This window comes from Pelagovum pacificum (assembly GCF_016134045.1).
Taxonomy (GTDB): domain Bacteria; phylum Pseudomonadota; class Alphaproteobacteria; order Rhodobacterales; family Rhodobacteraceae; genus Oceanicola; species Oceanicola pacificus_A.
Genome location: NZ_CP065915.1, coordinates 2,347,064 through 2,372,747, shown reverse-complemented (window position 1 = coordinate 2,372,747; position 25,684 = coordinate 2,347,064). Strand labels below are relative to the sequence as shown.

General features: G+C 62.3%; 28 protein-coding genes. 20 read left to right on the top strand and 8 right to left on the bottom strand.

Annotated elements, in window-relative coordinates; translation table 11 throughout:
* Positions 1-505: 505 nt before the first annotated feature.
* From I8N54_RS11680 to I8N54_RS11655, 6 genes are all read left to right on the top strand, one after another.
* On the top strand, positions 506-826 hold the full coding sequence (locus I8N54_RS11680; RefSeq protein ID WP_140197626.1) for a hypothetical protein: 321 nt from the start codon (positions 506-508) through the stop codon (positions 824-826).
* 87 nt (positions 827-913) lie between these two features.
* Positions 914-1,354: a c-type cytochrome gene (locus I8N54_RS11675; RefSeq protein ID WP_140197627.1), complete on the top strand. Its 441-nt coding sequence runs from the start codon at positions 914-916 to the stop codon at positions 1,352-1,354.
* 1 nt (position 1,355) lies between these two features.
* On the top strand, positions 1,356-2,735 hold the full coding sequence (locus I8N54_RS11670; RefSeq protein WP_140197628.1) for a multicopper oxidase family protein: 1,380 nt from the start codon (positions 1,356-1,358) through the stop codon (positions 2,733-2,735).
* Complete coding sequence (locus I8N54_RS11665; protein WP_140197629.1) at positions 2,732-3,136, top strand: c-type cytochrome; 405 nt, start codon at positions 2,732-2,734, stop codon at positions 3,134-3,136. The genes I8N54_RS11670 and I8N54_RS11665 overlap by 4 nt, the downstream gene beginning before the upstream one ends.
* Before the next feature lie 77 nt (positions 3,137-3,213).
* Positions 3,214-4,038, top strand: coding sequence for a DUF6692 family protein (locus I8N54_RS11660; RefSeq protein WP_197097704.1), 825 nt, complete (start codon positions 3,214-3,216; stop codon positions 4,036-4,038).
* 11 nt (positions 4,039-4,049) lie between these two features.
* Positions 4,050-4,811, top strand: a complete 762-nt coding sequence (locus I8N54_RS11655; protein WP_197097705.1) for a glutaredoxin family protein — start codon at positions 4,050-4,052, stop codon at positions 4,809-4,811.
* Positions 4,812-5,309: 498 nt separating this feature from the next.
* On the opposite strand, the gene I8N54_RS11650 is transcribed toward I8N54_RS11655, so the two are convergent.
* From I8N54_RS11650 to I8N54_RS11630, 6 genes are all read right to left on the bottom strand, one after another.
* Positions 5,310-5,663 carry a hypothetical protein gene (locus I8N54_RS11650; RefSeq protein WP_140197637.1) on the bottom strand — a complete coding sequence of 118 codons (354 nt, stop codon included), beginning with the start codon at positions 5,661-5,663 and terminating at the stop codon, positions 5,310-5,312.
* Between the two features lie 59 nt (positions 5,664-5,722).
* Complete coding sequence (locus tag I8N54_RS11645) at positions 5,723-6,163, bottom strand: hypothetical protein (protein ID WP_140197630.1); 441 nt, start codon at positions 6,161-6,163, stop codon at positions 5,723-5,725.
* A gap of 53 nt (positions 6,164-6,216) precedes the next feature.
* Complete coding sequence (locus tag I8N54_RS11640) at positions 6,217-7,524, bottom strand: recombinase family protein (RefSeq protein WP_140197631.1); 1,308 nt, start codon at positions 7,522-7,524, stop codon at positions 6,217-6,219.
* Positions 7,521-7,967 carry a DUF2924 domain-containing protein gene (locus I8N54_RS11635; protein ID WP_140197632.1) on the bottom strand — a complete coding sequence of 149 codons (447 nt, stop codon included), beginning with the start codon at positions 7,965-7,967 and terminating at the stop codon, positions 7,521-7,523. Before I8N54_RS11635 ends, I8N54_RS11640 begins: the two co-directional genes overlap by 4 nt.
* A 193-nt stretch (positions 7,968-8,160) precedes the next feature.
* Positions 8,161-8,382: a helix-turn-helix domain-containing protein gene (locus I8N54_RS20330; protein WP_140197633.1), complete on the bottom strand. Its 222-nt coding sequence runs from the start codon at positions 8,380-8,382 to the stop codon at positions 8,161-8,163.
* 147 nt (positions 8,383-8,529) lie between these two features.
* Positions 8,530-9,450, bottom strand: coding sequence for a hypothetical protein (locus I8N54_RS11630; protein ID WP_140197634.1), 921 nt, complete (start codon positions 9,448-9,450; stop codon positions 8,530-8,532).
* 928 nt (positions 9,451-10,378) lie between these two features.
* Between I8N54_RS11630 and I8N54_RS11625 the strand changes: the two genes are divergently transcribed.
* From I8N54_RS11625 to I8N54_RS11605, 5 genes are all read left to right on the top strand, one after another.
* Positions 10,379-11,647, top strand: coding sequence for a site-specific DNA-methyltransferase (locus tag I8N54_RS11625; RefSeq protein ID WP_198571722.1), 1,269 nt, complete (start codon positions 10,379-10,381; stop codon positions 11,645-11,647).
* Complete coding sequence (locus I8N54_RS11620) at positions 11,644-11,865, top strand: DUF7220 family protein (RefSeq protein WP_198571721.1); 222 nt, start codon at positions 11,644-11,646, stop codon at positions 11,863-11,865. Before I8N54_RS11625 ends, I8N54_RS11620 begins: the two co-directional genes overlap by 4 nt.
* Before the next feature lies 1 nt (position 11,866).
* Positions 11,867-12,280, top strand: coding sequence for a hypothetical protein (locus I8N54_RS11615; protein WP_140196941.1), 414 nt, complete (start codon positions 11,867-11,869; stop codon positions 12,278-12,280).
* Positions 12,277-12,789, top strand: coding sequence for a phage terminase small subunit P27 family (locus I8N54_RS11610; RefSeq protein ID WP_198571720.1), 513 nt, complete (start codon positions 12,277-12,279; stop codon positions 12,787-12,789). The genes I8N54_RS11615 and I8N54_RS11610 overlap by 4 nt, the downstream gene beginning before the upstream one ends.
* Before the next feature lie 77 nt (positions 12,790-12,866).
* Complete coding sequence (locus tag I8N54_RS11605) at positions 12,867-13,568, top strand: recombinase family protein (RefSeq protein ID WP_198571719.1); 702 nt, start codon at positions 12,867-12,869, stop codon at positions 13,566-13,568.
* Positions 13,569-13,765: 197 nt separating this feature from the next.
* Here I8N54_RS11605 and I8N54_RS11600 read toward each other — a convergent pair whose 3' ends face one another.
* The gene (locus I8N54_RS11600; RefSeq protein ID WP_140192406.1) at positions 13,766-14,485 is read right to left on the bottom strand and encodes a putative quinol monooxygenase; all 720 of its coding nucleotides are present in this window, start codon (positions 14,483-14,485) and stop codon (positions 13,766-13,768) included.
* 103 nt (positions 14,486-14,588) lie between these two features.
* On the opposite strand from I8N54_RS11600, the gene I8N54_RS11595 reads away from it, so the two are divergent.
* Both I8N54_RS11595 and I8N54_RS11590 read left to right on the top strand, forming a co-directional pair.
* Positions 14,589-15,518 carry a LysR family transcriptional regulator gene (locus tag I8N54_RS11595; protein WP_231592331.1) on the top strand — a complete coding sequence of 310 codons (930 nt, stop codon included), beginning with the start codon at positions 14,589-14,591 and terminating at the stop codon, positions 15,516-15,518.
* 148 nt (positions 15,519-15,666) lie between these two features.
* The gene (locus I8N54_RS11590; protein WP_140195465.1) at positions 15,667-16,215 is read left to right on the top strand and encodes a YcbK family protein; all 549 of its coding nucleotides are present in this window, start codon (positions 15,667-15,669) and stop codon (positions 16,213-16,215) included.
* Here the strand turns inward: I8N54_RS11590 and I8N54_RS11585 are convergent.
* Positions 16,163-17,977 carry an extracellular solute-binding protein gene (locus tag I8N54_RS11585; protein ID WP_140192407.1) on the bottom strand — a complete coding sequence of 605 codons (1,815 nt, stop codon included), beginning with the start codon at positions 17,975-17,977 and terminating at the stop codon, positions 16,163-16,165. The two genes, I8N54_RS11590 and I8N54_RS11585, sit on opposite strands and share 53 nt — an antisense overlap.
* A gap of 206 nt (positions 17,978-18,183) precedes the next feature.
* Here I8N54_RS11585 and I8N54_RS11580 point away from each other — a divergent pair, with 206 nt between their 5' ends.
* The 7 genes from I8N54_RS11580 to I8N54_RS11550 all read left to right on the top strand — a co-directional run bounded on the left by I8N54_RS11580 (position 18,184) and on the right by I8N54_RS11550 (position 25,380).
* Entirely contained in the window at positions 18,184-19,005 is an 822-nt protein-coding gene (locus tag I8N54_RS11580; RefSeq protein WP_140192408.1) for a sugar phosphate isomerase/epimerase family protein, read from the top strand.
* A gap of 47 nt (positions 19,006-19,052) precedes the next feature.
* Complete coding sequence (locus I8N54_RS11575) at positions 19,053-20,333, top strand: ABC transporter substrate-binding protein (protein WP_140192409.1); 1,281 nt, start codon at positions 19,053-19,055, stop codon at positions 20,331-20,333.
* Between the two features lie 53 nt (positions 20,334-20,386).
* Positions 20,387-21,247 carry a carbohydrate ABC transporter permease gene (locus I8N54_RS11570; RefSeq protein WP_140192410.1) on the top strand — a complete coding sequence of 287 codons (861 nt, stop codon included), beginning with the start codon at positions 20,387-20,389 and terminating at the stop codon, positions 21,245-21,247.
* Positions 21,247-22,056, top strand: a complete 810-nt coding sequence (locus tag I8N54_RS11565) for a carbohydrate ABC transporter permease (protein ID WP_140192411.1) — start codon at positions 21,247-21,249, stop codon at positions 22,054-22,056. The genes I8N54_RS11570 and I8N54_RS11565 overlap by 1 nt, the downstream gene beginning before the upstream one ends.
* 22 nt (positions 22,057-22,078) lie before the next feature.
* On the top strand, positions 22,079-23,110 hold the full coding sequence (locus tag I8N54_RS11560; protein ID WP_140192412.1) for an alcohol dehydrogenase catalytic domain-containing protein: 1,032 nt from the start codon (positions 22,079-22,081) through the stop codon (positions 23,108-23,110).
* Between the two features lie 13 nt (positions 23,111-23,123).
* Positions 23,124-24,125 (top strand): ABC transporter ATP-binding protein, encoded by a 1,002-nt coding sequence (locus I8N54_RS11555; protein WP_140192413.1) that lies wholly within the window; start codon positions 23,124-23,126, stop codon positions 24,123-24,125.
* 157 nt (positions 24,126-24,282) lie between these two features.
* The gene (locus tag I8N54_RS11550) at positions 24,283-25,380 is read left to right on the top strand and encodes an IS630 family transposase (protein ID WP_140192414.1); all 1,098 of its coding nucleotides are present in this window, start codon (positions 24,283-24,285) and stop codon (positions 25,378-25,380) included.
* The last annotated feature ends 304 nt before the right edge of the window (positions 25,381-25,684 follow it).

The following is a 25,684-nucleotide window of genomic DNA, read 5'->3' as shown; positions in this document are numbered from 1 at the left end:
GAACAGCTGCTTTGTCAAAAACGGTCGTTTCTGTCCCTCCCTAACGGTGCTCGCGTCTAAAGAAGGTTCGCCGGGCAGAACCCCAAAGCAAAACCCATGTGGTTCCGGCACTTTTTTGGGCGGCTCGCGAGAGCGGCCGTTCGCTGCAGCCCTTCGAATGAGCAGGAAGGGCTCGAAGCCGACCTTCGCCGCACCCTGGTCAAATGCCCGCTCTGGGCCGGAAGCGCCAACGACGGGGTAGGGTAGGCGACCGTTCAGGAAGTGGGGGCTGTTGGGGGAAGTAGTTTGCGCCCTGCCGCGCCACCCCATGACCGCTTTGAGCCCAAATTGACTTCGTCGATCTTAGGCGAGTTCGCAGTTGCTGCATGGGCGCGCCTGTCGCAACCGGCCCATACCGGACCTTCGCGCCTAAGGATGTCCGTTCCCAGCCCCAGACGATACTTCATTTCGGGATTGACCGCAGAGTCGTCGGAACCCACTTATGGGGCTCGGATGGAGAGTCTTGATGCGTCTGATCGCCGTCATCTTTCTGACCAGCCTCTTGATGCTGGCAGCCTCGCCGCAAATGTCTGCGGCGGGGGCGGAGATGCATGACTGTACGGTCTGTCCGGAAACGATGGTGCCAGCAGATCGGCAAATTTCCGATAGTCATCACCAGGTCGAGGCGCCTTGCGCTGATATGGTGACCTGTGGGTCCCATGCCCTTTTGGATGGCAGTCAGCCCCTGCATGAAAACGATCAGTTGCCGCTCCGTCATGCGTGGCCGGAGCCACGAATTGGTACGACGATCAGTCTGTCCTTGGACCTCCCGCCTCCTCGCGCCTGAGCCAGCTCCAGTTGAACCTAGGTCGATTTCTGTCGCCCCATCATCAGAGCGCGCGGCCCGTAAAGCCGTGCAGGTCAGGATACTCCCATGAACAAATTCACCCTCGCCGGGGCCGCGGTTCTTGCCGTGGTGCTTGGTGCCTATGCTGTCACCCGCTCTTCCGAGCAAACCGCCCCCGTGCAGGAAATCACGTCGCCGGAGGATGGCGCGCCCATGGTGGCCTCCACGCATCCCGATATGCTTTCGCCCGAGGGGACGATGGGGAAGCGGGCCTTCGATGCGGTCTGCGCTGATTGCCATGGCGAAAATGCCGCCGGAAAAATGGGGATCGCCCCGCCGCTGATCCACAGGATCTACGAGCCGTCGCATCATGGCGACACGGCCTTCCAGATGGCGGCTGCGAACGGCGTACGCGCGCACCATTGGAAATTCGGAGACATGCCGCCGCAACCCGAGGTGACCCGTGCGGATGTAACGTCAATCATCGCCTACATCCGCGAAGTGCAGCGCGCCAACGGGATCAACTGAAATGAAGATGACGCGCCGCACCTTCTGCGCAGGTCTTGCCGCCGTTCCAGTGGCACGCCTTGCACATGCTCAAGATACTTCGCTCCTGAGAGCCCAGGCGGCCACTGCGCAGCTTGCCCCGGATGGCTATCCGGCAACGCCGGTTTGGAGCTATAATGGTACGATTCCAGGTCCGGTCATTCGCGCCGCTCAGGGCAGCCGGTTGGAGCGACGGCTGATGAACACGCTGGAGGTTCCGACCTCGGTTCACTGGCATGGCATTCGTATCGATAATGCCATGGATGGTGTCGCTGGGCTGACACAGGACGCGGTGCCACCCGGTGAGAGCTTCGACTACACTTTCGATCTGCCCGATGCGGGGACCTACTGGTATCACGCCCATACCAGCTCGATGGAGCAGGTCGCGCGGGGCCTTTCCGGAGCCCTGATCATCGAAGAGGCGACGCCGCCGGATGTGGACCGCGACGAGGTCCTGATGATCGACGACTGGTTGCTGGACCCCGACACGGGCCTGTTCGTCGATGATTTCGCAGCGCCGATGACGCGCAGCCACGGAGGCCGGATCGGCAACCTCGTGGGGGTGAACGGGCGCCATGATTACAGGCTTCCGGCCCGGCAGAACGAGCGGCTGCGGTTGCGGCTAATCAACGCGGCCAATGCCCGGATCTTCGGTCTGAAGCTGGAGGGGCTGACTGGCTGGACGGTGGCGCTCGACGGGATGCCGCTCGGCGCGCCGGAACCGTTGGTGGATACGCTTGTGATTGCACCTGCACAACGCATGGACCTGATCGTCGATGTCACCGCCGAGGACGGGGAAGCCGCGGGACTTTTCTTTGCCGCGGCGGATGATAGCTGGCGCGTACTTGCTGAAGTCTCTGTCGAAGGACGTGCCGCGTCAGGGCCTCGCGGTGCGCCTCGGGCCTTGCCCCGCAATCCGCGCATGGAAGTCGTGGGCGTCGACGCCGCGCTTGTGCTTGAAATGCCGCTACAGGGCGGTGCGATGCGCGGCTTGGAAAGCGCCACCTTCAACGGACAAAGGCTGAGCTGGCAGGAGTTGGTGCAGCAAGGACAGTTCTGGGCCCTGGCCGGGCAGGCCGGGCCGGGAGAGACGCCTCTTGTCAGCCTGTCGCGCGGGGAGACAGCGCGCATCCGCATGACCAATGACACGATCTTCCCGCACGCGATGCACCTGCACGGGCTACATTTCAGCGTGCGCAAGGAAGACGGAAGCCTTGGTCCGCTGCGTGACACGGTTCTGGTCATGGCAGGCGAGACGACAGAGATCGCCTTCGTTGCGGACAACCCGGGAAAGTGGCTGTTGCATTGTCACATGCTGGGGCACGCAGCTTCGGGCATGACGAACTGGATCAGGGTCATATGAAGGGTATGGTCGCATTTGCAGCAACTCTTGCAAGCTGGGCGCAGGCCGTCGCGACTGAGGAAGGCGTAGATGGCGCAGCTCTGTATCAGCAAAACTGCGCATCCTGCCACGGGGCCGAGCTTGAGGGGCAACCGGACTGGCGCAGTCCCGGTCCCGACGGGCGCCTGCCTGCACCGCCGCATGATGCCACTGGCCACACCTGGCATCACGGCGATGACATCCTGTTCCGCATCACGCGGGACGGGACGGCCGCGGTGGTCGGCGGGGGCTTTGAGAGTGACATGCCCGGCTTTGGCGACAGCTTGGGGGATGCGAAAATTCGAGCGATCCTCGACTACATCAAATCCACCTGGCCCGAGCGCGAACGTGCCTATCAACGTGAAAGAACCCAGCAGGAATAGGCCGAGAAAAGTCAGAATTCAGGGAACATCCACCCACTGGAAGGTTGTTGTTCGCCTGAATCCACTCGGAGGCGCCGATGGCCTATTCCCGCTTTTTCCTGATGATTGCCGTTTCCACGGTCCTAATGTTCGGGCTGATGTACCTGAACACCTATCTGGTCGGCCATGTCTTCTGGTCAGAGACCCGCGCCTACATGGCACTTGTCATGGGGGCGCTAATGGCCTTCGTCATGCTGGCCTTCATGCTGGGCATGTACAAGAACCACGCGCTGAACATCGCGATCTTCGCGAGCTCGGTCATCGTGTTCGCGGGGGCGCTCTGGCTGGTGCGTAGCCAAGTGACGGTGCAGGACCGCGCCTACATGCGGGCGATGATTCCGCACCATTCGATAGCCATCATGACCTCGTCCCGCGCGGAAATCACCGATCGCAGGGTACGCACCTTGGCGGATGACATCATCTATGCTCAGGACAAGGAAATCGCGGAGATGCGTTATCTGATCGCGGACATATCGGCGACTGGAGAGGCAATCCCCGCCGGGGACAAACCGGCGGCCGAGTTGAAATCCGCTCAGGATGCCCTGTCCAGCGAGGTTGTTTCCAAGGTCGATCCGGAGTTCCTGACGCAGGCAGATATCGCCGAAGTCTTTTCGGAACGCGCCGCGTGCAGCTTCACTTACACCGAAACAAGCCCGCCCGTATTCGTGTCGGGGGGCGGCACTGCCCTGGTCAAGATCAGCGGGGACCTTGTCCGGCTCGATGGCGCGGAAGAAAGCTTTACGGCTGACCCGATCAGGATTCAGGTGCGCGATACGGAAGATGACAGCCTTCAGGACTTCATCATCAGCGCGGGCCCTGACTACGAGGCCGGTTTCCGCGGTCAGTACACCTGCACGAATTGAGGAAGATGATCATGCCAAAAGATACCACGAAAACCGCCATTCTCTACCGCATGGTCATGCCCGAGCACACATGCCCCTTCGGCCTCAAATCCAAGGATTTGCTGGAGCGCAGAGGCTATGTCGTTGAGGATCACCACCTGAAGAACAAGGACGAGACCGAGGCCTTCAAGCGCAAGCATGACGTCAAGACGACACCCCAGACTTTCATCGACGGGGACCGGGTAGGGGGGCATGACGATCTGCGCATCTTCCTCGGGATCGACCCGCCCAAGGAAGAACAGAGCGACACGACCTACCGGCCTGTCATCGCGATCTTTTCAGTCTGTGCCCTGCTGGCGCTCGGGCTGGCATGGCACCAATACGGGACGATCCTGACTTGGCAGAGCTTCCAGTGGTTCATCTCGCTGTCGATGACGGTGCTTGCGATTCAGAAGCTTCAGGACGTCGAGCAGTTCTCGACCATGTTCCTGAACTATGACCTTCTGGCGAAACGCTGGGTGCCCTACGGCAAGATCTACCCCTACGGTGAGGCGCTGTCTGGCATCCTGATGACTGCAAGCGTCCTGACATGGATTTCCGCGCCCGTTGCCCTTTTCATCGGGACCATTGGGGCCGTCAGCGTGTTCAAGGCCGTCTACATCGATAAGCGCGAGTTGAAATGTGCCTGCGTTGGCGGGGAGTCGAACGTACCGCTCGGCTTCATTTCCCTGACCGAGAACCTGATGATGATGGTGATGGGCCTCTGGATGGGCCTGCGCGCCCTCGGGGTATGAGACGAGAAACGGGGGTGTCGCCGTGACGCCCCCGTTTCCAGCTGACGAGCCTGTCATGGTTATGGCTTAGTCAACATGCTCCGGCGCGACCGTGGACGTGAAGGTGGCGGTGACCAGCCGGATCACGACGCAGGCGGCGGGTTCCGGCGGACCAACAATCACGGCAGTGCGGTGTTACCGATTTTGCGCACAGCGGTCATCAGTGTGAAGTGCAGCGAATGTCGGCTCTCCGCCCTCCCGGCAAGAGCGCCTCTGCAGCACAGATCGGGCGCGTGCAGCGAACGGCAGCTTTGTCGGCAATGCGGACCTTGGCCTTTCAGCATATGCTGCACCAGATCACGGGCGACCGCTTCCCGGTAGCTGCATCGCAGCGTCTATTGTTCCGTCCAAGGTCCGGTGTGGGCCGGAAGCGACGACGACCGGGCAGGGGGGCGAATGTCTGCTAAGGGCCGGGAGCGGACATGACCGACACTGAGCTCCAAGGTCTGCTGTAGACCGCTAGGCGACAGTCGCTTTTTGTTCGGACCATGCGATGGGAAACGGCTCCAGCCGCCTTGCGAGCATCACCTTCGGACCCTGTTTCCCGTTCAGGATCGCTGCAACGATATCGGGCGCGAGCAGGGTCAGCCGCAGGACGCGGGTCATGTAGGACGGCGCTATGCCCTCGCGCTCGGCCAGTTCGGCGATGGTGGCGAACTCGCCCGACTCCAGCATGCGCTTCCAGCGGAAGGCACGCGCCAGTGCCTTGACCAGCGAACTGTCCGTACGCTGCGGATGCGGCGCTCCTGCCGGAAGCTGCACCTCCTTCCGCCCGCCACGTTTCACGACGCGGAACGGGACGTGGAGCGTCATTGTCTCGGGGACCTTGCCACTCGACGGCTCATGCAGATTACGATCGGTACTCCGCTCCATCAGAACTCGATGCCCGTGTCGTCGAGCCTGGTAGGCGCCAGCCCTATCCATGGCCTTTCCGCTGCGATCATCGTTGCTAGCGTCCTCGCATCGCCTTCATGGGTCTCGATGAGGTCCAGAAACCGTCCGGCAAGGTTGAAGTGATCGAATATTCCGTCCGAGCAGCAAGCGTCGCGTGGATTGCCCTGCGTTGCTGCCTCGATCAGATCATCTCGAAACAGGCTCGCTGCTCTCTCTGACTTAAATGGCCCAGGCCAGGCTTTCAGCGGCTCTCCTTCCTCACCCGGGATCTGCACGACGTGGTAGCCGTCACCGAGGTGGGCAACGTGAAGCTGCCTCGCGAAGCCCTCTCTGATCTCTGCCAAGATGGACTCGATTGGCCGTTGGAGCGCCGGGTTGCAGACAGTACGGCCTGCGCGAGCTTCGGTCTTATGTTCCACTTTCAATCTCCTGGTCTAGGCATTTGGACTTGATGACGAAGTAGCGATTGAGTTCATGCTGCCTTTTCAGCGGCACCCGCGTGCATCTCACGAGCCAGACCGCTGAGCCCGTCAACACGAAGCCGTACGTTGAGCCCGTCCGAGCTGATGTCCACGCGCTCGACCAGCAGCGCCACGATGCGCGCCTGCTCTGCCGGAAACAGTTCGTCCCAGAGCGGATCCAGCCGGGTCAGCGCCTCACGTGTGTCAGTCTCAGCGATGTCGCCGTTCTGGGCACGCGCTGCCTTCCATGTCCCCGCTACGATCTCCGGCTGGCGGAATACGGCGCGTAGCTGGTCCATGACGGCCACTTCGATCTCGCCTGCAGGTATTCGGCCGACCGCGCAGGCCCCCGCGCCATGCTTGAGCACGGTCTGACTCACATAGTAGCGGTAGAGCCTCCCGCCCTTGCGCGTGTGCGTCGGCGAGAACGCCGCGCCGTCGGGGCCGTAGAGCAACCCCTTCAGGAGAGCGGGCGTCTCGGCGCGGGTGCGGGCCGCACGCTTGCGCGGGCTCTCCTGCAGGATGGCGTGGACGCGGTCCCACGTCTCGTGGTTGATAATCGCGTCGTGCTCGCCGGGATAGCTTTCTCCCTTGTGGACCGCCTCGCCGAGGTAGGCGCGGTTGTTCAGCATCCGGTAGAGGTATTTCTTGTCGATCCGGTTGCCGCGCGGCGTGCGGATGCCGCGTTTCGCCACCTCCCGCGCCAGTTCCGTGCCGGAGCCGATTTCGAGGAAGCGGGCGAAGATCCAGCGGACTTGCTCCGCGCGCTCGGCGTCGACGATCAGCTTCCGGTTCTCGACGCGGTAGCCGTAGGGCGGCACTCCGCCCATCCAGAGCCCCTTCTTGCGGCTTGCGGCAAACTTGTCTCGGATGCGCTCTGCCGTCACCTCGCGTTCGAACTGGGCGAAGGAGAGGAGAATGTTGAGCGTCAGCCGGCCCATCGACGTGGTCGTGTTGAACGACTGCGTGACGGAGACGAAGGTCACGCCGTTCCGGTCGAAAACCTCGACCAGCTTGGCGAAGTCGGCGAGCGACCGGCTGAGGCGGTCGATCTTGTAGACCACGACCACGTCGACCAGCCCGTCCTCGATATCCTCCAGCAGCCGCTGCAGGCCGGGGCGCTCCAGCGTGCCCCCGGAGATGCCGCCGTCGTCATACTGATCGCGGACCAGCACCCAACCCTCGGAGCGCTGGCTGGCGATGTACGCCTCGCAGGCCTCCCGCTGAGCGTGAAGCGAGTTGAACTCCTGATCCAGCCCTTCCTCGGAGGACTTGCGGGTGTAGATCGCGCAGCGGCGCTTGATCTTGAGCTCTGTCATGTCCGGCCCCTTTGGTTCTTGAGGCCGAAGAACACCCAGCCGTTCCAGCGCGTGCCGGTAATGCCGCGGGCGATTGCGGACAGCGATTTGTAGGGTCGCCCCTGCCACTCGAAGCCGTCCTTCGTGACGGTGACGACATGTTCCACGCCTTGCCACTCCCGGATCAACCGCGTCCCGGCGATGGGCATCCGATCCGCACGGATGTAGCGTTTGTGGCGATCCCCACCGTCCAGGTCCTCACCCAGCCGCTCCAACCGCCGGATCGTTTCGGGTTTCAGGCCGCCATAGGCCAATTCCTGGATGCGGTAGGCGAGGCGGCTCTCCAGGTAGCGGCGATTGAAGGGCGGCGGCTCACTGTCGAACAGATCGCGCCACTGCTGCTTCAGGTCGGGCGTCGGCGTGGTCTTGAGGGCGGCCAGTCGCGCGGGGATGGGATCGGTCATGCGTCTCTCCGATTGGTTGGAGTTGCATCACCGCTCTGGTTGGGCGGAGAGTGTAGCGAAAATTCTCCATTTTCCGCAGAGAGTTGCCGGTTCCGCGCATGAAGCCGGACGAGGCCGAGGGCGAGCAGCCTGCAAAGCTCGGCGCGGCGTTCGAGGGGGCGGAGGTGATGAGGTGGGAGCGGGTTCATGGCCGCTATTCCTCACCTTCCTGCCGGTGACGATTTTCGAACTCGATGATGTCGTCGAGGCGGTAGCGCATGCAGCCTCGAATGATCAGGAAAGGCGGCCCGTTCCCTCCGCTTCGCCAACGCTGGAGGGTGCGTCGGGAAACTTGCCATCGTTCGGCGAGATCGCGTTCCTTCAACTGCCTGTTGCTTGGGTCCAGCCCGCGACTTGCTGATGTCCCGCTTGTCATCTCTTTCTACTCCGCGTCCGTGGTCGATGACGGGACCGTAGAAGAGCGTGCAGGTGGCGTAACGGAACAGCAGCTGGCCTGCCCGATTAAGTTTAAGTATTTGAAATTTCAGGGGGTATCGCTTCGCTATTCGGCGGCAGAATAGCGCTATTCGGGCTTCCAGTCTTTCGGGATGAACTTGGCACCAATCCCGAGGTATTTGCGCACCGTGTCCTCGTGTACCGATATCCCCATCGATGCTGCCAGATTGGTGATCTCGCGCGGAGTCGGGCTTCGGTCGGCGAAGCGGTCGAAGCCGTACAGTTCAATCGCCATCGCTGTGAAGAGCTGCGCGATCTTGTCAATCTCTCGCTGTTGCGGCGTCTTGGCAGGGTGCCTAGCGATACCTCCGCGCACTCCATCGTCTGACAGCCCATGATACCGCCGGAGCAGTTCCAGAAACTCTTGATCGGCCTCAAAATCGACCTTGCTGCACCAAGTCGAAAAGCCAGCGCCATCAACTTTTCCAGACACAGAGTAGCCCAGGAACTTTCGGTTCAGCAGTTCGCGGCGTTTGAGGAGGAACTGCATGGGGGACCAGTACGTCTCGGGATTGCCGCGCGCATTCTTCTCGAGAACCTTCTGGTCGAAAGACGTCGGCTCAACGCCTGCGGACAGACACAGCAACTCGTGTATGGTGAAATTCGGCATGCGCGCCCAGTGCTCGCGGTCGGCAGCATGATGTCTGACGTTGAAACCGCCAGCGTACCAAGGCGGCCTTTGGGGGAGGCTTTGCTTGCTGTCATCTACGAAGGCCTCCCAAGATCGTCGGAGAGAGTCATGGCCCTCGGACTGGCGGTCGGTCAGCGTCTGAAGTTCGGTGTCGGGCATTGCGTCCAGCTTTGCTCGGACTTCCTGAACGACTTGACGGCGCGCGTTGTCATAGCTGTCGAAGACTTCTGGTTCGTAGGGGCCAACTCCCTCGCGTACGTCTGGCTTTTCCCAATCGTGCAGTGATCCGACGCTTGACCTGAACAAGCGTTCCCGCATCTGGGCGGGCGAGGGCGCAGGTTTGCGAAATGGCAGCATTCAAACCTCCATTGAATGCGCCTCGCGCTACCCCGGTGCGGTTGAACGCGGTCTAGGCGAGTGCTGGCATCGACGATCGTCCCGATTATTTCGGCGCCGGTGAGGCCAATCAAGGGTCAGTGTCGTCGTTTGACGGTCGGTGTCTGAAAATGTCTATATTACAATGATTTATGCTGGACTTTATGATGGGGGAGTTCGATGGGCGGATGTATCGCGCCGCTCGCTGAACCCGATCCAGCGGAGGGTTTGCATGACCGCGGCGCCGGATTTGGAGTGGCATACCGCGGGGCGGGGACAGATGCCGAGCGCAGTCCGAAAGGCCGAAGCGCGTCCCCCGGTGCCGGGTCCGGTGTCGTAAGTAGCGGCTGACCTCGAGGAGAGGACCTTATCGACCTCGGGGGCCTGAAGCGACGGGGCGGCTCCGACCGACACGGACAGCTGAGGGCAGTGGGACCCACCTCGGTAAATGCCGGGGCTGGTCGTCCTATGCCTTCTGCTCAAGGACTCTCCAACCGACAGGGACAGTAGGTAGTAGTAGAGAGAGACGCGCGCGCGAGTGAACTACTGGCGACGTCAGCTGCGGCGGCATTCAGACTGCCGAACGCGGATACCGCCAGATTTGCGCTCACGACCGGCAACCAAAGCCGCGATCGTGACTGCCTGGTTGAGCGCATACTCCAAACTCAGTTGTCATGGTCCGCGGCGCCGGGTCGGCGGTCAAGGCCATGCAGCTGCCACGCGTGATATCGAGCATTAAGGTCAGCAATGCTGACCTTGGCCGAGGTGGCGCGACTTGGCGTCATTGTCCGGCACTTTGTCTGCTCATGTCGCCCGTTGTCGTTTTCCGTCACGGTGACAGGGATTTAGCTACCGTGATATGGTCTCCGGGAGAGGCAGGCGAACAGCCGAGAGTTTCCGGAGCGGGGGTATGGCGCAGGCAGTGGCAGAGCGGGTAGGCGGGCCGATCGGAGCCCAGTCGATCGAACATCGGCCGGTCGCGGACCTGGTTCCTTATGCCAACAACGCCCGCACGCACAGCGAGGCGCAGGTTGCGCTGATCGCCGGGTCCATCCGCGAGTTCGGGTTCAACAACCCGGTGCTGGTCGATGGCGACAGCGGCATCATCGCAGGGCATGGCCGCGTGCTGGCCGCGCGGAAGCTGGGCCTCCCGAGCGTTCCGGTGATCGAACTGGCGCATCTGACGGAGGCGCAGAAGCGGGCCTATATCCTGGCGGACAACCGTCTGGCGGAGCAGGCGGGATGGGACCGGGAGTTGCTCGGCCTCGAACTCGCTGACCTCGGAGACCTCGGCGTGGACCTTGGCAGTCTCGGCTTCGACGGGGCGGAGCTGGATGCGCTGCTGGCGAGCGGAGAGGCGCAGGCGGGCGAAGAGACGACCCCGGAGCCGCCCGCGGTGCTGGTCAGCCGACCGGGCGATCTCTGGATGCTGGACCAGCACCGATTGCTCTGCGGGGATGCCACCAGCAAGGCTGACGTCGATCGGTTGCTCGATGGCGTCACGCCGCATCTCATGGTGACCGATCCGCCCTACGGCGTGAATTACGATCCGGCCTGGCGCAACGAGACCGGTGCGTCGAAGACCAGGCGCACGGGCAAAGTCGCCAACGATGACCGCGCCGACTGGCGTGAGGCCTGGGCGTTGTTCCCCGGCGATGTCGCCTACGTCTGGCATGGCGCGCTGCACGCGACCACCGTGGCGGACAGTCTTGTGGCCACCGGCTTCGATATCCGCAGCCAGATCATCTGGGCCAAGGACAGGCATGTGCTCAGCCGGGGGCACTACCACTGGCAGCATGAGCCGGCATGGTACGCCGTACGGGGGAAGGGTCACTGGTCGGGGGATCGCACGCAATCGACCCTGTGGCAGATTGCCAGCCGAGACCAGGATGCGGCCACGGTTCATGGAACGCAGAAGCCGGTGGAGTGCATGCGCCGACCGATGTTGAACAACTCGAGCCCGGGACAGGCGGTCTACGAGCCGTTCTCCGGGTCGGGCAGCAGCCTCATCGCGGCGGAGACGGCGGGCAGGGTCTGCTACGCAATGGAACTGGATCCGGCCTATGTCGATGTGGCCGTGACGCGGTGGCAGGCCTTCACCGGTCAGGACGCCATACTGTCCGGAGGAGCGACGTTCACCGAGACCGCGATCGAGCGACGCGGGGAGGCGGCGGCATGAGCCAGCAGCGCCGGATGTCGCTCGTTGAGGCGATCGCGAACGTCGTGGTCGGCTACGGCGTCGCGCTTGCGACGCAGTTCGCCGTGTTCCCCCTGGTCGGCATCGAAGCTCAACACCGGCAGATGGTGCTGACGGGCCTCGCCTTCATGGCGGTATCGCTGGTGCGCAGTTACGCGCTGCGGCGCCTGTTCGACCGCTGGACGGCAAAGGGAGCGTGAGATGGGGCGGCAGCCGATCACCCTCGACGATCATCAGCGCTCCGAGGTCGAGACGCTCGCCGCCTTGCTGAACCAGGAGCAGATCGCCGATTACTTCGGCATCGCCCGCAATACCTTCCGTGCCATTTGCGAACGAGATCCGGAGGTTCTTGAGCACTACAAAAGGGGTAAGGCGAAGGCCATCGCGCATGTGGCCCACGGTCTGCTCCAGAAGGCCCGTGCCGGCTGCACCACCTCGTCTATCTTCTATCTCAAGACACAGGCGGGCTGGCAGGAGACGTCCGGCATCGAGCATTCCGGCGAGACCAGCGTGACGCACAAGGGGCAGGCGACGGACGCGCTGGCGAAGTTGCTCGACCAGATCGCAGAGCGCAAACAGAGGATCGGCGTCGAGGCGCCGGACTCCACGACATGAGACGCGGGCCAAAGCTCAAGCCGACGATGTCGCCGCGGCTCAAGGAGGGTGGCGTGCCGCGCTGTCCGGACCACCTCGACGCGGATGCGCGCAAGGAGTGGCGTCGGCTCGCGCGCACGCTCCACGAGGCGGGCATCCTCACCGTGGCGGACCGCGCTGCCTTCGCCGCCTATTGCCAATCCTACAGTCTCTGGGCCGAGGCGGTCCGCAAACAACGAGAGACTCCCAGGCTGATCAAGACACCTTCGGGCTACGTTCAGCAGTCGCCCTGGATCGCGATCGCCAACAAGCAGCTCGAGCTGATGGGGCGCTACATGGCGGAGCTCGGGATCACGCCGACCTCCCGGACGCGCCTGTCTGATGTGATGGCGGAAGATGGCACAGCGACCTTGAACCGGATCGAACTGGTCTGGCGGGGGCCTGACGGCACGCTGCGGGACAAGGACGGCACACCTGTCGAGGACAAGCCGGCCGGGCTGACGCTCGACGCGGACTGCGAGCGCCTCTGAGAGCAGAAACGACTACGAGATCGGCGGCATCGGCGCGATGTACACACCTGCGCAACCAACGTCAGGCAGGTTTGTACATGGTCAGCGATACGCCCTCACCTCAGCGGCTCGTCGCATACGAGCGCGTCTCCACGGCAAGGCAAGGGCGATCGGGTCTCGGGCTCGAAGCGCAACGGAAGGCTATCGATGACTATGCATCGGGGCAGGGGGCTTCGATCCTGAGCCGCTTTACCGAAGTCGAAAGCGGACGGAAGAACGACCGGCCCGAACTGGAGAAGGCGCTCCACCTGGCCCGGCTCACCGGCGCAACGCTGGTCATCGCCAAACTCGACCGCCTGAGCCGCAACGCCGCCTTCTTGCTCACCCTCCGCGACAGCGGCGTCCGCTTCGTCGCTTGCGACATGCCGGAGGCCAACAACCTCACGGTCGGGATCATGGCGCTGGTGGCGGAGCAGGAGCGCGAGGCGATCTCGCGGCGTACGAAGGAAGCGCTGGCGGCGGCTAAGGCGCGTGGGGTGAAGCTGGGCAATCCGAATGGGGCTGCGGCGCTCAGGCGGGCAGGGAAGGGCGGCGAGGCGCTGCGAGCCGCTGTGCGAGCCAACGCGGATGCGCATGCGGAGGCGCTGGCGCCGGTGGTACGTCAGCTGCAGACTGCTGGCCACACATCCCTGAGGGCGCTCGCGGCCGAGCTCAACGCATCGGCCATGCGGACCCGGCGAGGTGGGCGGTGGCATGTCTCCAGTGTCCGTAATCTGCTGCAGCGGATGAAGCGGGTTTGACTAGGTCCAAGCATGCGGCTTCCGCAGAATTGCCGGAAATTGGTCATTCGCGCATAGGCACAGGGAGGTCTGGTGTGCGGGACAGAGCACCAGTTCGCTGCGCTTGCTCGAACGGCCGCTATGGGGTGAATCCGAATTCAAATGGCAAAGCGCCCGATGGGTTGCACCGGGCACTTCTTTCTCAAGTCACCTCGAGATTACTTAGTAGCGAGGATGTCGAAATTGTGGACGTTTGCCAACACACCGTCGTCCCATCCGCCAGAGACCAATTCTGGAGCCTTTTCATTCAGGAGTCCGGCGACTTGTCCGGCAAAGTGCGCTTCGCGGCCAGAGTTGTCGGCAAAGATGTCGAAGATGGCAAAGTTGTTCTCGTCAATCTGCAGCGCCGCCCAGAACAATGTCTTGGGTTCGGTATCTGCGACGATGGGGCCGGCGGCGGTCAGCAAGGCTGCCAATTCGGGGCCTTTACCTGGAGCAGCTTCGAGCTTGATGTAAGTTGCGGTCGTTGCCGTGTAGAGATCAACCGGCGCCTTTACCGACAGGACATCGGAGTTGTTGATATTCGCGACAACACCGCCGTCCCATCCTCCGTCGACCAGCGCGTCCGCGTTTTGGTTCAAAGCCGCAGCAACCGCTCCTGAGAAATGAGCGTCGCGTGCTTCTTCATCTGCGAAGATGTCAAAGATTGCGAGCGTATCGTCGGCTTGCAGAGCAAACCAAAGTACGGTGCCCGGCTCTGTTTCTCGCACGATCGGTGCGGCACCAGCCAGAAACTCCGCGAAGGCTTCGGTCTGGCCTTCGGCGGCGGGCATGGCGATGTAGCTGGCAGTATGATTTTCCATCGGGTTGTCCTGTGCAGTTGCAGAAGTTGTGATCAGAGCCAGTGCGGCGAATGCCTGAAGGACTTGCGTTTTCATGGTCGTCTCCCGGTTTGAAGTGCATCGTGGTTGGTTTCGATGCACTCTTGTCCCATGACGGATGCGTCGGACTCCAATTCCGAAATTCTATTCTTTGATAGACATGGGCTATCGTAGTTGGTTTGATGGCCTGAACAGGGATGTGACGGAGAATGCGGCGATGGAAATGAACCAGATCAGGTATTTTCTCGCTGTCTGCGAGCACCGAAACTTTACCCACGCAGCCAGTGCCGCCAATGTCTCCCAACCTTCCTTGACGACTGCGATCAAGAAACTTGAAGACGAGCTTGGAGGTGAGCTGTTTGTCAGAGACCGTGCGGGATGCAGGCTTACCGCCCTCGGAAAACTCATGCAGCCAAGGTTGCGGAAGGTTCACGATGAGACGCTACAGGCTAAGGCAGAAGCGATCCGTCATATGCGCTTGGAGCGGGTTCCAATCTCTGTCGGTGTCGGCGAAACGATTGGCCACAACAGAATTTCGGCTGCTATGGAGCGCACTCGTACGCGATTGCCGCAAGCCGAAATCGAATTGATCGTTGCGTCATCCTCTGAGCTTCTTGCCGGGTTGCGGGATTGTGAATTTGACGTTGTAGTCAGCGCAGAGAAGGTCAGTGAAGATCTCTATCGCATAGACCGTCTCTATGAAGAGGATTACAAGGTCGTGGTGTCAAAGTCGCACCCGTTGTCTGAACTAAATGCGATTTCTCTTTCGACTCTTGCTGGAACTGATATGCTTGACCGACTAAATTGCGAAATGCGGGATGCTTTGCATGGGGCCTGCGCGGATCATGGTCACGAACTCTACGCGGCCTATCGGTCAAATCGCGTGGATTGGTTAGTTGAACTCGCGCGGCAAGGGTCAGGTGCGGTGATCCTGCCAGCCACCGCAATTCCTTCGGACATGGGCCTTGTGTCGAAACCCTTCGATGGTCTTGAAATATCAAGAACTGTTTTGGCTCTTCGATATCGGCACCAAACGACGAGACCAGAGACAAATGACCTGATCCGTGAGATGACGCGCACGCCAGCGTAGTGAGGTCGGTAACCGACATTCGCCCATAGTGCAGCATTCGTCACTTTGGGCTCTCCCCAGCCATTCGCCGCCAAAGACGTGAACGTCCGTTTCGCCGCCTTTGACGTGCTCGAAACCAACGCGAAGTCGCCTCTTGGGGGGCGGCGTGTTGTTTAACAACCCGCCCGCGCTCGACAGGCTGCAGGCGCTGCGCGACCGGCTGGATAAGCCGCTGATCGTCCGCTCTGCGTATCGCAGCCCCGAGCACAACCGTGCGGTCGGCGGCGCGACCCGCTCAAAGCACCTCGACGGCGCCGCCTTCGACATCGCCATGGCGAACCACGACCCGGTGGCGTCCGAGGCGGCGGCGCGGGAGGTCGGGTTCCTCGGCTTCGGCTACTATCCGCGCTCCGGGTTCATCCATGTCGACCTTGGACCCGCGCGACATTGGGGCGATCGCTTCCCGGTTCGAACGACTGCCTTCGCAGCCGAGACGCCGCCCGCCCGCGAGGTGCTGGCCGACAGCCGCACCATGAAGGGGAGTGGCGCGGCCGGAGTTGCGACACTGGGCGCGGCCGGAGTCGAGGTAGCCCAGCAGGTGCTGGCGGAGACGCAAAGCGCCATCCTTCCGCTGGTCCCGTATCTCGACACCCTGCGCTGGGTGTTCATCGTTGTGGCGCTCGGCCCCCGACAGCATGCCTGCGGCCTGAGGATCTAGTCCGTCCAACTGCTTCGAGGACCTGCTCGCTGCGTGATTGCGCGGCGGCAAGTGCCGCGTGTGCGCTTGCCGTTCCCGTCAACATGTCGTGCAGTTCCTCGCCCGCGATGGAAATGATATCGGATATGCCGGGAATGGGGGGCCTCGGCCACATCCGGAGCAGTCCTCGTGCATCCATCTCGTCGATGTTCGCGATCAGAGGGGACAGCGCGGCGACCTCGGGATCCCTGCTGACAGAGCGTCGCGGGCTCGAGAGGGAGCCGTTGCTGAGGTAAAGCTTGGCTGCCGGCGCCGAGGTCAGGGCCTCGAGGGCCTTGCTGACTGTCCCGATCCGCTCGGGCGCGATGTTGGAGGGGATCGAGAGCGAGTATCCCCCGATCGGGACGATCGGCGCGCCGGCTGGCCCGGCGGCATGGGGGGCGTAGCGGGTGCTCCGGTAGGCCGGTGACGCGGGGTCGAGCTCGTAGACCGGGGCGAGGAGTGAATGTGAATAGGCCATCGCGGCGCGCCCGTCGCCGTAGCAGCGGGCGCGGTCGTACCAGGCCATCTCGAGGACGTCGGGCGGGCTAAATTCGCGAAGACGGAGAAGGTAATCGACCGTCTGCCGTGCAGCCTCGCTGTCGAACATCGGGCGGTGGGCGACACCGGGAGCCGGTGAAAACTGGGGCCCTTCCGGTCCGTCGTGCATCTGGATGATCGGCTGTCCGAAGGCCGCCATGAGCATGAGTACCGTGTGCCCGAGAGGCGTGCCCCTTCCGCCATTCCAGGCGATCCCGGAGATGCCCGACCCCGGCTGGTGCAGGATGGACGCTGCCTGCAGGACATCCTCCGTCGTGCGGGGCGTCGCCAGCCCCGCCCTCTCGAAGAGGTCCGAGCGATGCACGAGAACCTCGCCCGAAACCATGATCGGTACCCCGTACTGGCGGCCGTTCCAGCACGAGCTTGCCAAGGCATCGGGATAGATGTCGCACCGATCCTCCGCGCTCATAGACAGAAGGTCGTCGAGAGGCAGAAGTCGTTCGGTCTGGGCCATCTCACCGAACCAGGGCAGGTCGACCGCGACGATGTCGTAGTCCGACTCGTCCAGTTCCGCGTTGCGGATGAGCTCGGTCCGCAGGCGGTCGATGGAGTGAGCGCGGCTGTGAATCGGAGTTCCGAGGATCATCTCGAATTGCCGCTTGAGATTCAGCATCGCGATGAACGTCGGGTCCGCGTGCACCAGGACCCGAAGCCCGCCATCGAGGGACAGCTTCTCGGACAACACGGCCGGCGCAGGCAGGACCTTCGCAGGAAGTCCGCCCGGGCGCCGCCGCGACGGGACTTTCTGCAAGTTGTCCTGAACCAGCTCTGCTCCGGTATAGGCGAACTGGCGCCAGCGGAGGAGAAGTTCGGGCGACGGGTGCAAGGAATGCGACCGGCCGGACGCGGTCTTTTCTCGCCGCAGGATGAGGCCGGACTGCTGCATTCCGTCGATAGTTCGGATGGCGGTCCCGTAGGACAACCCCGACTCTGCCGCCAGCGAGGAGGAGGTCACGAGCTTGCCGTCGAAATGCGAGGTGACGAGGTGCAGGATGATCCTCAGCTCGCGTATCCCGCTGCTGAGACTAAGGATCGTCCCGGCCTCATCGTAGAAGCGGGCGACGAATTCAGCAAAGCGCACCTGCTCATCGCGGACCCGCTGAAGATGCTGGGTGCTGTCGATTTCATAGGGCCCCTCGGGCGGAGCGCTTTTGCCGCCATTTCCGTCGCGAAGCTTGGCCATTGGGTTCCTGTTCCCGTCCCTGCCGAAGTCGGGCGCTGCCGCCCGTCAAAATCTACATGCCCAGATTGGACAAGTGAACATACCGGAGAGAGGCGTTTGTCCAATCTGGACAAGTTCGGGGCATTGCAGCCGGCGGAGCTGCGTTAAGGTGCCCTCGATGAACGAAGTGGCCGGACAGAACACGCAGGTCCAGTGGGAGGAAAAGAATGAAGCTGTCTTTCAATACCTGGGTCTATTCCGGCTTTCCCGTCTGGGTTCCGTCCTATCCGCTCGAGGAGGTCATCCGGCGCCTGTCCCGCATGGGCTACGACGGGATCGAGATCGGAGCCGCGGCGCCCCATGCCTTTCCCGACTACCTGAGCAGGGAGCGCATCGGTGAAATCGCCGCGATCCTTAAGGACAACGGGATCGCGTGTTCCTCCATGCTGCCCGCCCCGGGCGGCGGTCCCGGTTTCAATGTCGCCTCGCCTGACCGGGCCGAGCGGGAGGCTGCTCTCGACCAGTACAAGAAGGTCGCGGATCTCTGCGCCGCGTGGGGATCGCCGACGCTGATCTACGTCGCGGGATGGCAAGTCTTCGGGACCGGCAGGAAGCAGGCCTGGGACTGGAGCCGCGAAGCGCTCGCCGCCCTCTCGACGCATGTCGGCAAGGACCTGACCATCGTGGTGGAACCCACCTCTTCAGACAGCAACCTCATCGATCATTGCGACGACATGATCGAGCTCATCGACCAGGTCTGTGCGCCGAACGTCGCTGCCATGTTCGATACCTTCCACACGCATTACCGAAACGAGGTCCCGACGGACTACGTCTATCGCCTCGGCGATCGGTTGAAACACATCCACCTGTCCGACAGCGATCGCGATCCGCCCGGAAGCGGCGTGGTGGACTTTCCCTCGCTGATCGAGGCGTTGAAGGAGACTGGTTACGACGGCTACCTGACGATGGAAATCGGCTTCAACCGCCGCAGCGTGGAGCCCGACGACATGGCCCGGCGCTCGCTCAGCTATCTGAAATCAATCATTTAGGCCGCCAGGCGCGCGGCGCGCAGACCACAATCAATGGGAGGAGAACCATGAAGTACCTTGTGACAACCGCTGTCCTCGGCTTGTCGGCCAGCGGAGCGCTGGCCCAAACCGTCGTGACGCAGTGGGACCAATTCGCCCAGACCGGCATTTCGGCCGCCGGCCCCGCGATGGACAAGCTGATCGAGACGTGCGAGCCCGCTCTTGGCGGCGCCGAGGTCTTGCGCACGGTGGCACCGTCCATCGGTATCCGCGACAGCTATCGTCTCGCCGTCGCGGCGGGCAAGACGCCTGATCTCGCCTACACCTGGCCGGCGGCTTCGGTGCTGGCCGGCTATGCGCGGATCGGCGCGCTGGCCGAGCTCGACCCGTACTACGAGCAATACGGCTGGGATCAGATCAACGACTTCTATCGCGGTCGAAACTCCTTCGAGGGCCACCTCTACGGCGTCCCGATGGAGCAGGACCTGATGGGCGTCTACTTCAACCGCGCGCTGTTCGAGGAGCACGGCATCGAGGTGCCCACCACCTACGAGGAATTCGAAGCCGCGGCGAATGCGTTCAAGGAGGCGGGGATCATACCGATCTCGTTCGGGAACCGCGACCGCTGGCCCGCCACGAACACATTTTCCCTGATCCTCGGCCTCACCGCCGGCAAGGACATGGAAGAGCAGGTCTTCTTCGGAGACGAGCCCTGGACCAACGATGCCTTTCTCGAGGCCGCGCAGGTCTTTCAGGACTGGGCCGATCAGGGATGGTTCCCGCCGGGCTTCAACGGCATCGGATACGACGAGGCCAACGCTTATTTCCTAGCGGGACGTGCCGCGATGACCATCACCGGTACCTGGGTGATCCAGGACATGATCCGCGGGTCGGACAATATCGATCTGGACGTCTTCATGCTGCCCCCGATCGGCGAAGGCGTCGCCGCGGGCACCATGTGGGGTGAAGGGTCGCAATGGCAGCTTTCGGCCGATGCGGACCAGGCCACGCAGGATGCGGCTGCGGCCTATCTCGACTGTCTGATCAGTGACGAAAGCCGCCAGGTCTGGGTCCAGGAAGCCTCGACCGTGCCGATCGGCACCTCGCCGGAAGAACTGACAGAGTGGGGCGCTAACCCGGTGGTGCAGACCTTCTTCGAGCAGGGGCTGTCCACGCCGGACGCCAACTTCTACGACCTTCACACGACGCTGCCCGAAAGCGTCACGCAAGTGCTCTATCCCGAGCTTCAGCGCCTCGCCGGCGGCGAGACGGCCCCAGAAGAGTTCCTTGCCGCGATGCAGGCGTCCTGGGACAGCGCCATTGAGAATGGCGAGCGCTGGATCCCCTGAACCTTCGGCGGGCCGGACTTCCGGCCCGCCCCCTTCCTGGCTGGGACTGACCGATGCATGCCCCCCGTACCGCATACATTCTGATCGCTCCGGCGCTCATCCTCTACGTTGCCTTCGTCGCGATTCCGATCGCCCAGATCCTCGGGTTTAGCCTGTTTTCCTGGGACAACGGTCGCATGGTGGGGTTCGCAGGCCTGTCGAACTACGCCCGCCTCGGAACGGACACCGTTTTCTGGGCGTCCCTGCTGCACAACGCCATCTGGGTCGTCCTGACGCTTGCCTTCCCGCTGATGGCCGGGCTGTTGCTCTCTGCGCTCCTGGCGGAGCGGGGGTCGCGTACGGTCCGCACGCTGGCCGCCATCTACTTCATCCCGAGAACCATTCCGCTGGTCGTCGCCGGCATCATCTGGGGCTGGATCTACAATCCGCTTTTCGGGCTCCTGAACTACGCGCTCGAAGCCGTCGGGCTGGGAGGCCTGTCCCATGCCTGGCTGGCGGAGGAGCAGACCGCGCTCCTGTCGCTGAACGTGGTGGGCGCCTGGACGTTCTTCGGTTTCTGCGTCGTGATCTACCTCTCGGCGATCCAGTCGATCGATCCGTCGCTATACGAAGCGGCCGATATCGACGGCGCGGGTTGGGGGCAGAAGTTCAGGGACATCACGGTCCCGCTGCTACGGAACTCGACCCTGTTCCTCGGCCTCTATGCCGCGATCGAGGCTATGCGCTTCTTCGACCTCATCTGGGTCACGACGCAGGGCGGGCCGGGGTATTCGACCGAGGTCCTGACAACCCACGTCTACAAGACCTTCTTCCTCGTCGGCGACTTCGGCTACGCGGCTGTCCTGTCGGTCGTCCTTCTCGCGATCGTCCTGTCGCTCTCTGCGGTGAGCTTCTGGGCCCTGAGGAGCAAGTGATGCAGCGACCGTTCCAGACACTCGTCCTCGGCCTTTTCGCGCTCTATGCGCTGGCGCCGATCTATCTCATCATTCTTGCCTCGATGCGGAGCGAGGCAGACCTATTCTCCGGTCCGCTCTCGCTGCCCTGGCCGCTCAACCTCGACAACTTCGTCCGGATCTGGACCGAAGGCGGCTTCTCGACCTACTTCCTGAACTCGCTGATCATGTCGCTCGGCGCCACGGTGCTGGTCGTACTTACCGCGCCGCTTGCCGGTTTCGCCTTCGCCAAGCTGAAGTTCCGCGGACGGGAAGCGCTCTTCGTCTTCTTTCTCGCCGGTCTCGTCGTTCCCGCGCCTTCGGTCATCGTGGCGCTTTACGGCAACCTTCAGACGCTGGGGCTGATCGACACGCAGCTCGGCGTGGTTTTGCCGCAGGCGGCGATCCTGACGCCCTTCTCGATCTTCATGATGCGGACGGTGATGCAGGATGTCCCCGACGAGCTGATCGAGGCCTCCATGATGGACGGCGCCGGCCTGCTGCGGACGTTTCTCGGCGTGGTGGTGCCCGTCGTGCGGCCGGGTCTCATGTCGCTGATCCTGATCGTCTTCCTGTTCTCCTGGCAGGAGTACCTGCTGCCGCTCGTCGTCCTGCAGACCGAGACGCTGAAGCCGCTCACGGTGGGCGCGGCGAGCCTGCAGGGACGCTACGGCGTCGACTACGGCGGCATCGCGGCCGCGGGCCTGATCGCCTTCGCGCCGCTGGTCGTCCTCTTCCTCTCCCTTCAACGCTCCTTCGTGCGCGGCCTCTCGGCCGGCGCCGTCAAGTAGCCAACCTTCAAAGGATCAATGCATGTCCAGAATGACCGCAGTCTTCCTTCCCGGCGACAAGCAGGTCGAGGTCCGCAGCGTCCAGGTGCCGGAGCCGGGACCTGAAGAGGTCCTGGTCGAGATCAAGGCCTCCTGCATCTGCCGCTCCGACCTTTCGCTCTACTACGGCAACGCCGTGATCTCCGGCGGCGACAGCAACCAGTTCATCTGCGGGCACGAGCCGGCGGGCATCGTGGTGAAGGTCGGCGAGGCAGTGACGGAATTCGCGGAGGGTGACAATGTCGCCGTCTACCTCGGTGTGGGGTGTGGCGTCTGCGGCCATTGCCGCACCGGCCACTTCTACATGTGCCAGAAGTGGAAATGCCTTGGCTTCACGATGGACGGAGGCAATGCCGAGTTTCTGAAAGTTCCGGCCCGCAACCTGCTGAAGACGCCGAACGGCATGTCGCACCTGGCCGCCGCAATCTCGACCGATGCATTCGGAACTCTCTACTCGGCATGCCAGAAGGTGGGCGTGGACGGCCGGTCGGCCATCGGGATCTGGGGGCTGGGACCGATGGGAGCCGCAGGCGTGATGGCCGCCAAGGCATTGGGTGGACGCGTAGCCGCCCTGGACCCGATCGAAGAGCGCCGCGCCTTCGCCCACGACCTGGGCGCGGATCTAGTCCTCGATCCCACCGCGAAGAACGCCAGGGAGCGCCTGCTTGAATTCTCCGGCGGCGAGGGGCTGACCGGAGCGATCGACTGCTCGGGCCAGCCTGCAGCACATGACATGGCGCTCGACTGTGCGGCCCCTCTGGCGCGTGTCGCCTTCGTTGGCGAAAATGCCGAAACGCGCATCCGCACCTCCGATCACATGATCCGCAAGCAGCTGACGGTCTTCGGCTCATGGTATTTCTCGATCGCCGAGTACGACGACATCCTGCGGATCATCCGCGACCACAACGTCGATCTCGAGCGCCTCGCCACCCATACGTTCGATCTCAAGGAGGCGGAGACGGCCTTCCGCATGTTCGACAACAGGGAGACGGAAAAAGCCGTCTTCGTCCGGTAGACGGAAACACGATATGTCAGACATCCGAATTCGGAACCTGTGCAAGAACTTCAACGACACCGAAGTGCTGAGGAACGTCGATCTCGATATAAGTTCGGGGGAGTTCATCGTCTTCGTCGGGCCGTCCGGCTGCGGCAAGTCCACCCTGCTCAGGACAATTTCGGGCCTCGAGACGATCACCTCGGGAACACTGGAGATCGACGGCAAGCGCATGAACGAGGTCCCGTCGTCGAAGCGGGGCATCGCGATGGTCTTCCAGACCTACGCGCTCTATCCACACATGAACGTGGCCGACAACATGGGCTACTCGCTGAAGATCGCGGGTCACCGGAAGCGCGAACGGCTCGAGATGGTGCGGCAAGCCGCCAGGATGCTGCACCTCGAAGACTACCTGGAACGGTACCCCCGGGAGCTTTCGGGCGGCCAGCGGCAGCGCGTGGCGATCGGTCGGGCCATCGTCCGCGACCCGAAGGTCTTTCTCTTCGACGAGCCGCTGTCCAACCTGGACGCGGCGCTGCGGCTGCGGATGCGGATCGAAATTTCGCGCCTGAAAGGAGAACTGCCGAATACCACGATGATCTATGTCACCCACGACCAGGTCGAGGCGATGACGATGGCGGACCGGATCGTGGTACTCAAGGATGGCCTGATCCAGCAGATCGGGACGCCCATGGAACTCTACCACAACCCTGCCTCTCTCTTTGTGGCCGAGTTCATCGGCTCGCCGAAGATGAACATCCTTTCGGGAGAGAGAGCGGCACCTTTCGGCGCAGACAGGATCGGGGTCCGGCCGGAGCATCTCGCCCTGTCCGAGAGCTCGGGCAATTGGCAGGGCAAGCTCGTGCATTTCGAGCGATTGGGCGCCGATAGCTATGCCTACGTGGACATCGGCGAGACCGAACTCCTGTCGGTTCGGATCGATGGCAATATCGACCTCGAACCCGATCAGACAGTCAACCTGGTTCCCCGCGACCGCCAGGTGCATCGCTTCGACGCAGTCGGTAATGCAGTCTGAGATGGTCGGGCAGCCAGCACAGGACTTGCAGGCTCGCGGACATCTTCCAGCGCCTGCCAGCACCGTACTCTGGGTCGGTGCTGCGTCGCCTCCGTTGGTCCTAGTCACCCGGAACTGAATTTGCCATCATTGATTTGAGACAAATCAGGGGGCGAGCATGCGTGGACGGGCATCAGTTGCGATAGACCTCAGCGATGAGGAGCGGAGTTTTCTGGAAGCGCAGTTGCGCAGGCACAAGGCGGAGCGGTCGCTTTCGGATCGGTGCCGGATTGTGCTGCGATGCGCAGATGGGTTGACCAGCAAAGAGGTCGCGGCGGAACTTGGTCATGCCGAGCATACAGTCGGGAAATGGCGTAGGCGATTTGCCGAACATCGCATAGAAGGCTTGTCGGACGAATATCGTGCGGGCCGTCCGCGCACAATTTCCGACGCGCAGGTTGCCGAGATCATCAAGCAGACGCTGGAAACGACACCGAAGGACGCAACCCATTGGTCAATTCGGTCAATGGCGGCCGAGACGGGATACTCGCATACGACCATCCGTCGCATTTGGAACGCGTTTGGTTTGCAGCCACATCGCTCGGAGACGTTCAAGCTATCCACCGACCCGCTATTCGTGGACAAGGTGCAAGACGTGGTGGGACTGTATATGTCGCCACCCAACCGGGCTATCGTATTGTGCTTGGACGAAAAGTCCCAAATCCAGGCGCTGGATCGCGAGCAGCCCGTTTTGCCAATGGCACCCGGTGTCGCAGAGCGTCGCACCCATACCTACCTGCGCAATGGGACAACATCACTCTTTGCCGCGCTGGGCATCGCGACCGGGGCTGTCGTGGGCAAGTGTTACAAGCGGCACCGCGCGACAGAGTTCCTGGACTTCCTCAAGGAGTTGGACCGCAACCTGCCCGAAGGGCCGGACGTGCATCTGGTGATGGACAACTATGCCACGCACAAGACGCCGAAGGTGAAAGCATGGTTGGCCCGCAGGCCGCCTTGGCAGGTGCACTTCACGCCGACATCAGCCAGTTGGCTGAACCAGATCGAACGCTGGTTTGCGGAACTCACTCGAAAGCAAATCCAGCGTGGTGTGCACAGATCCGTCGCTGAATTGGAGGCTGACATCATGGCCTTCATCGATGCGCATAACGATAAGCCAAAACCCTACAGATGGGTCAAATCAGCCGACGAAATCCTAACCTCCGTCAAACGCTTCTGCCTCAAGACAATGAACCGAACTTCGATTCCGGGTGACTAGGTTAAAGGTTATGAAATGTGCCGAATGAACCGAACACCTGAGGAGCGGCTTAAATCTTGATAAGGGAAACAAGGAAATCGTGCCCCGAAATTCCAGCCCAAAGCGGAGCAATAGACTAAATTCTGAGAGCGTTTCTCGATCGGTAGGTAGAGCGGTCAATTAGGTTAACAGAAATACCTTGAATGACTGACACGCTGCCAGAGCAAGGTTTTCAATTGGAATTCATGGAATAGCTACAAAGCTTGAACTGACGAGGTCTGCGATGCGGCCTTTGCATGTATTTGCAAAGGCCGCCTTTCGAAGT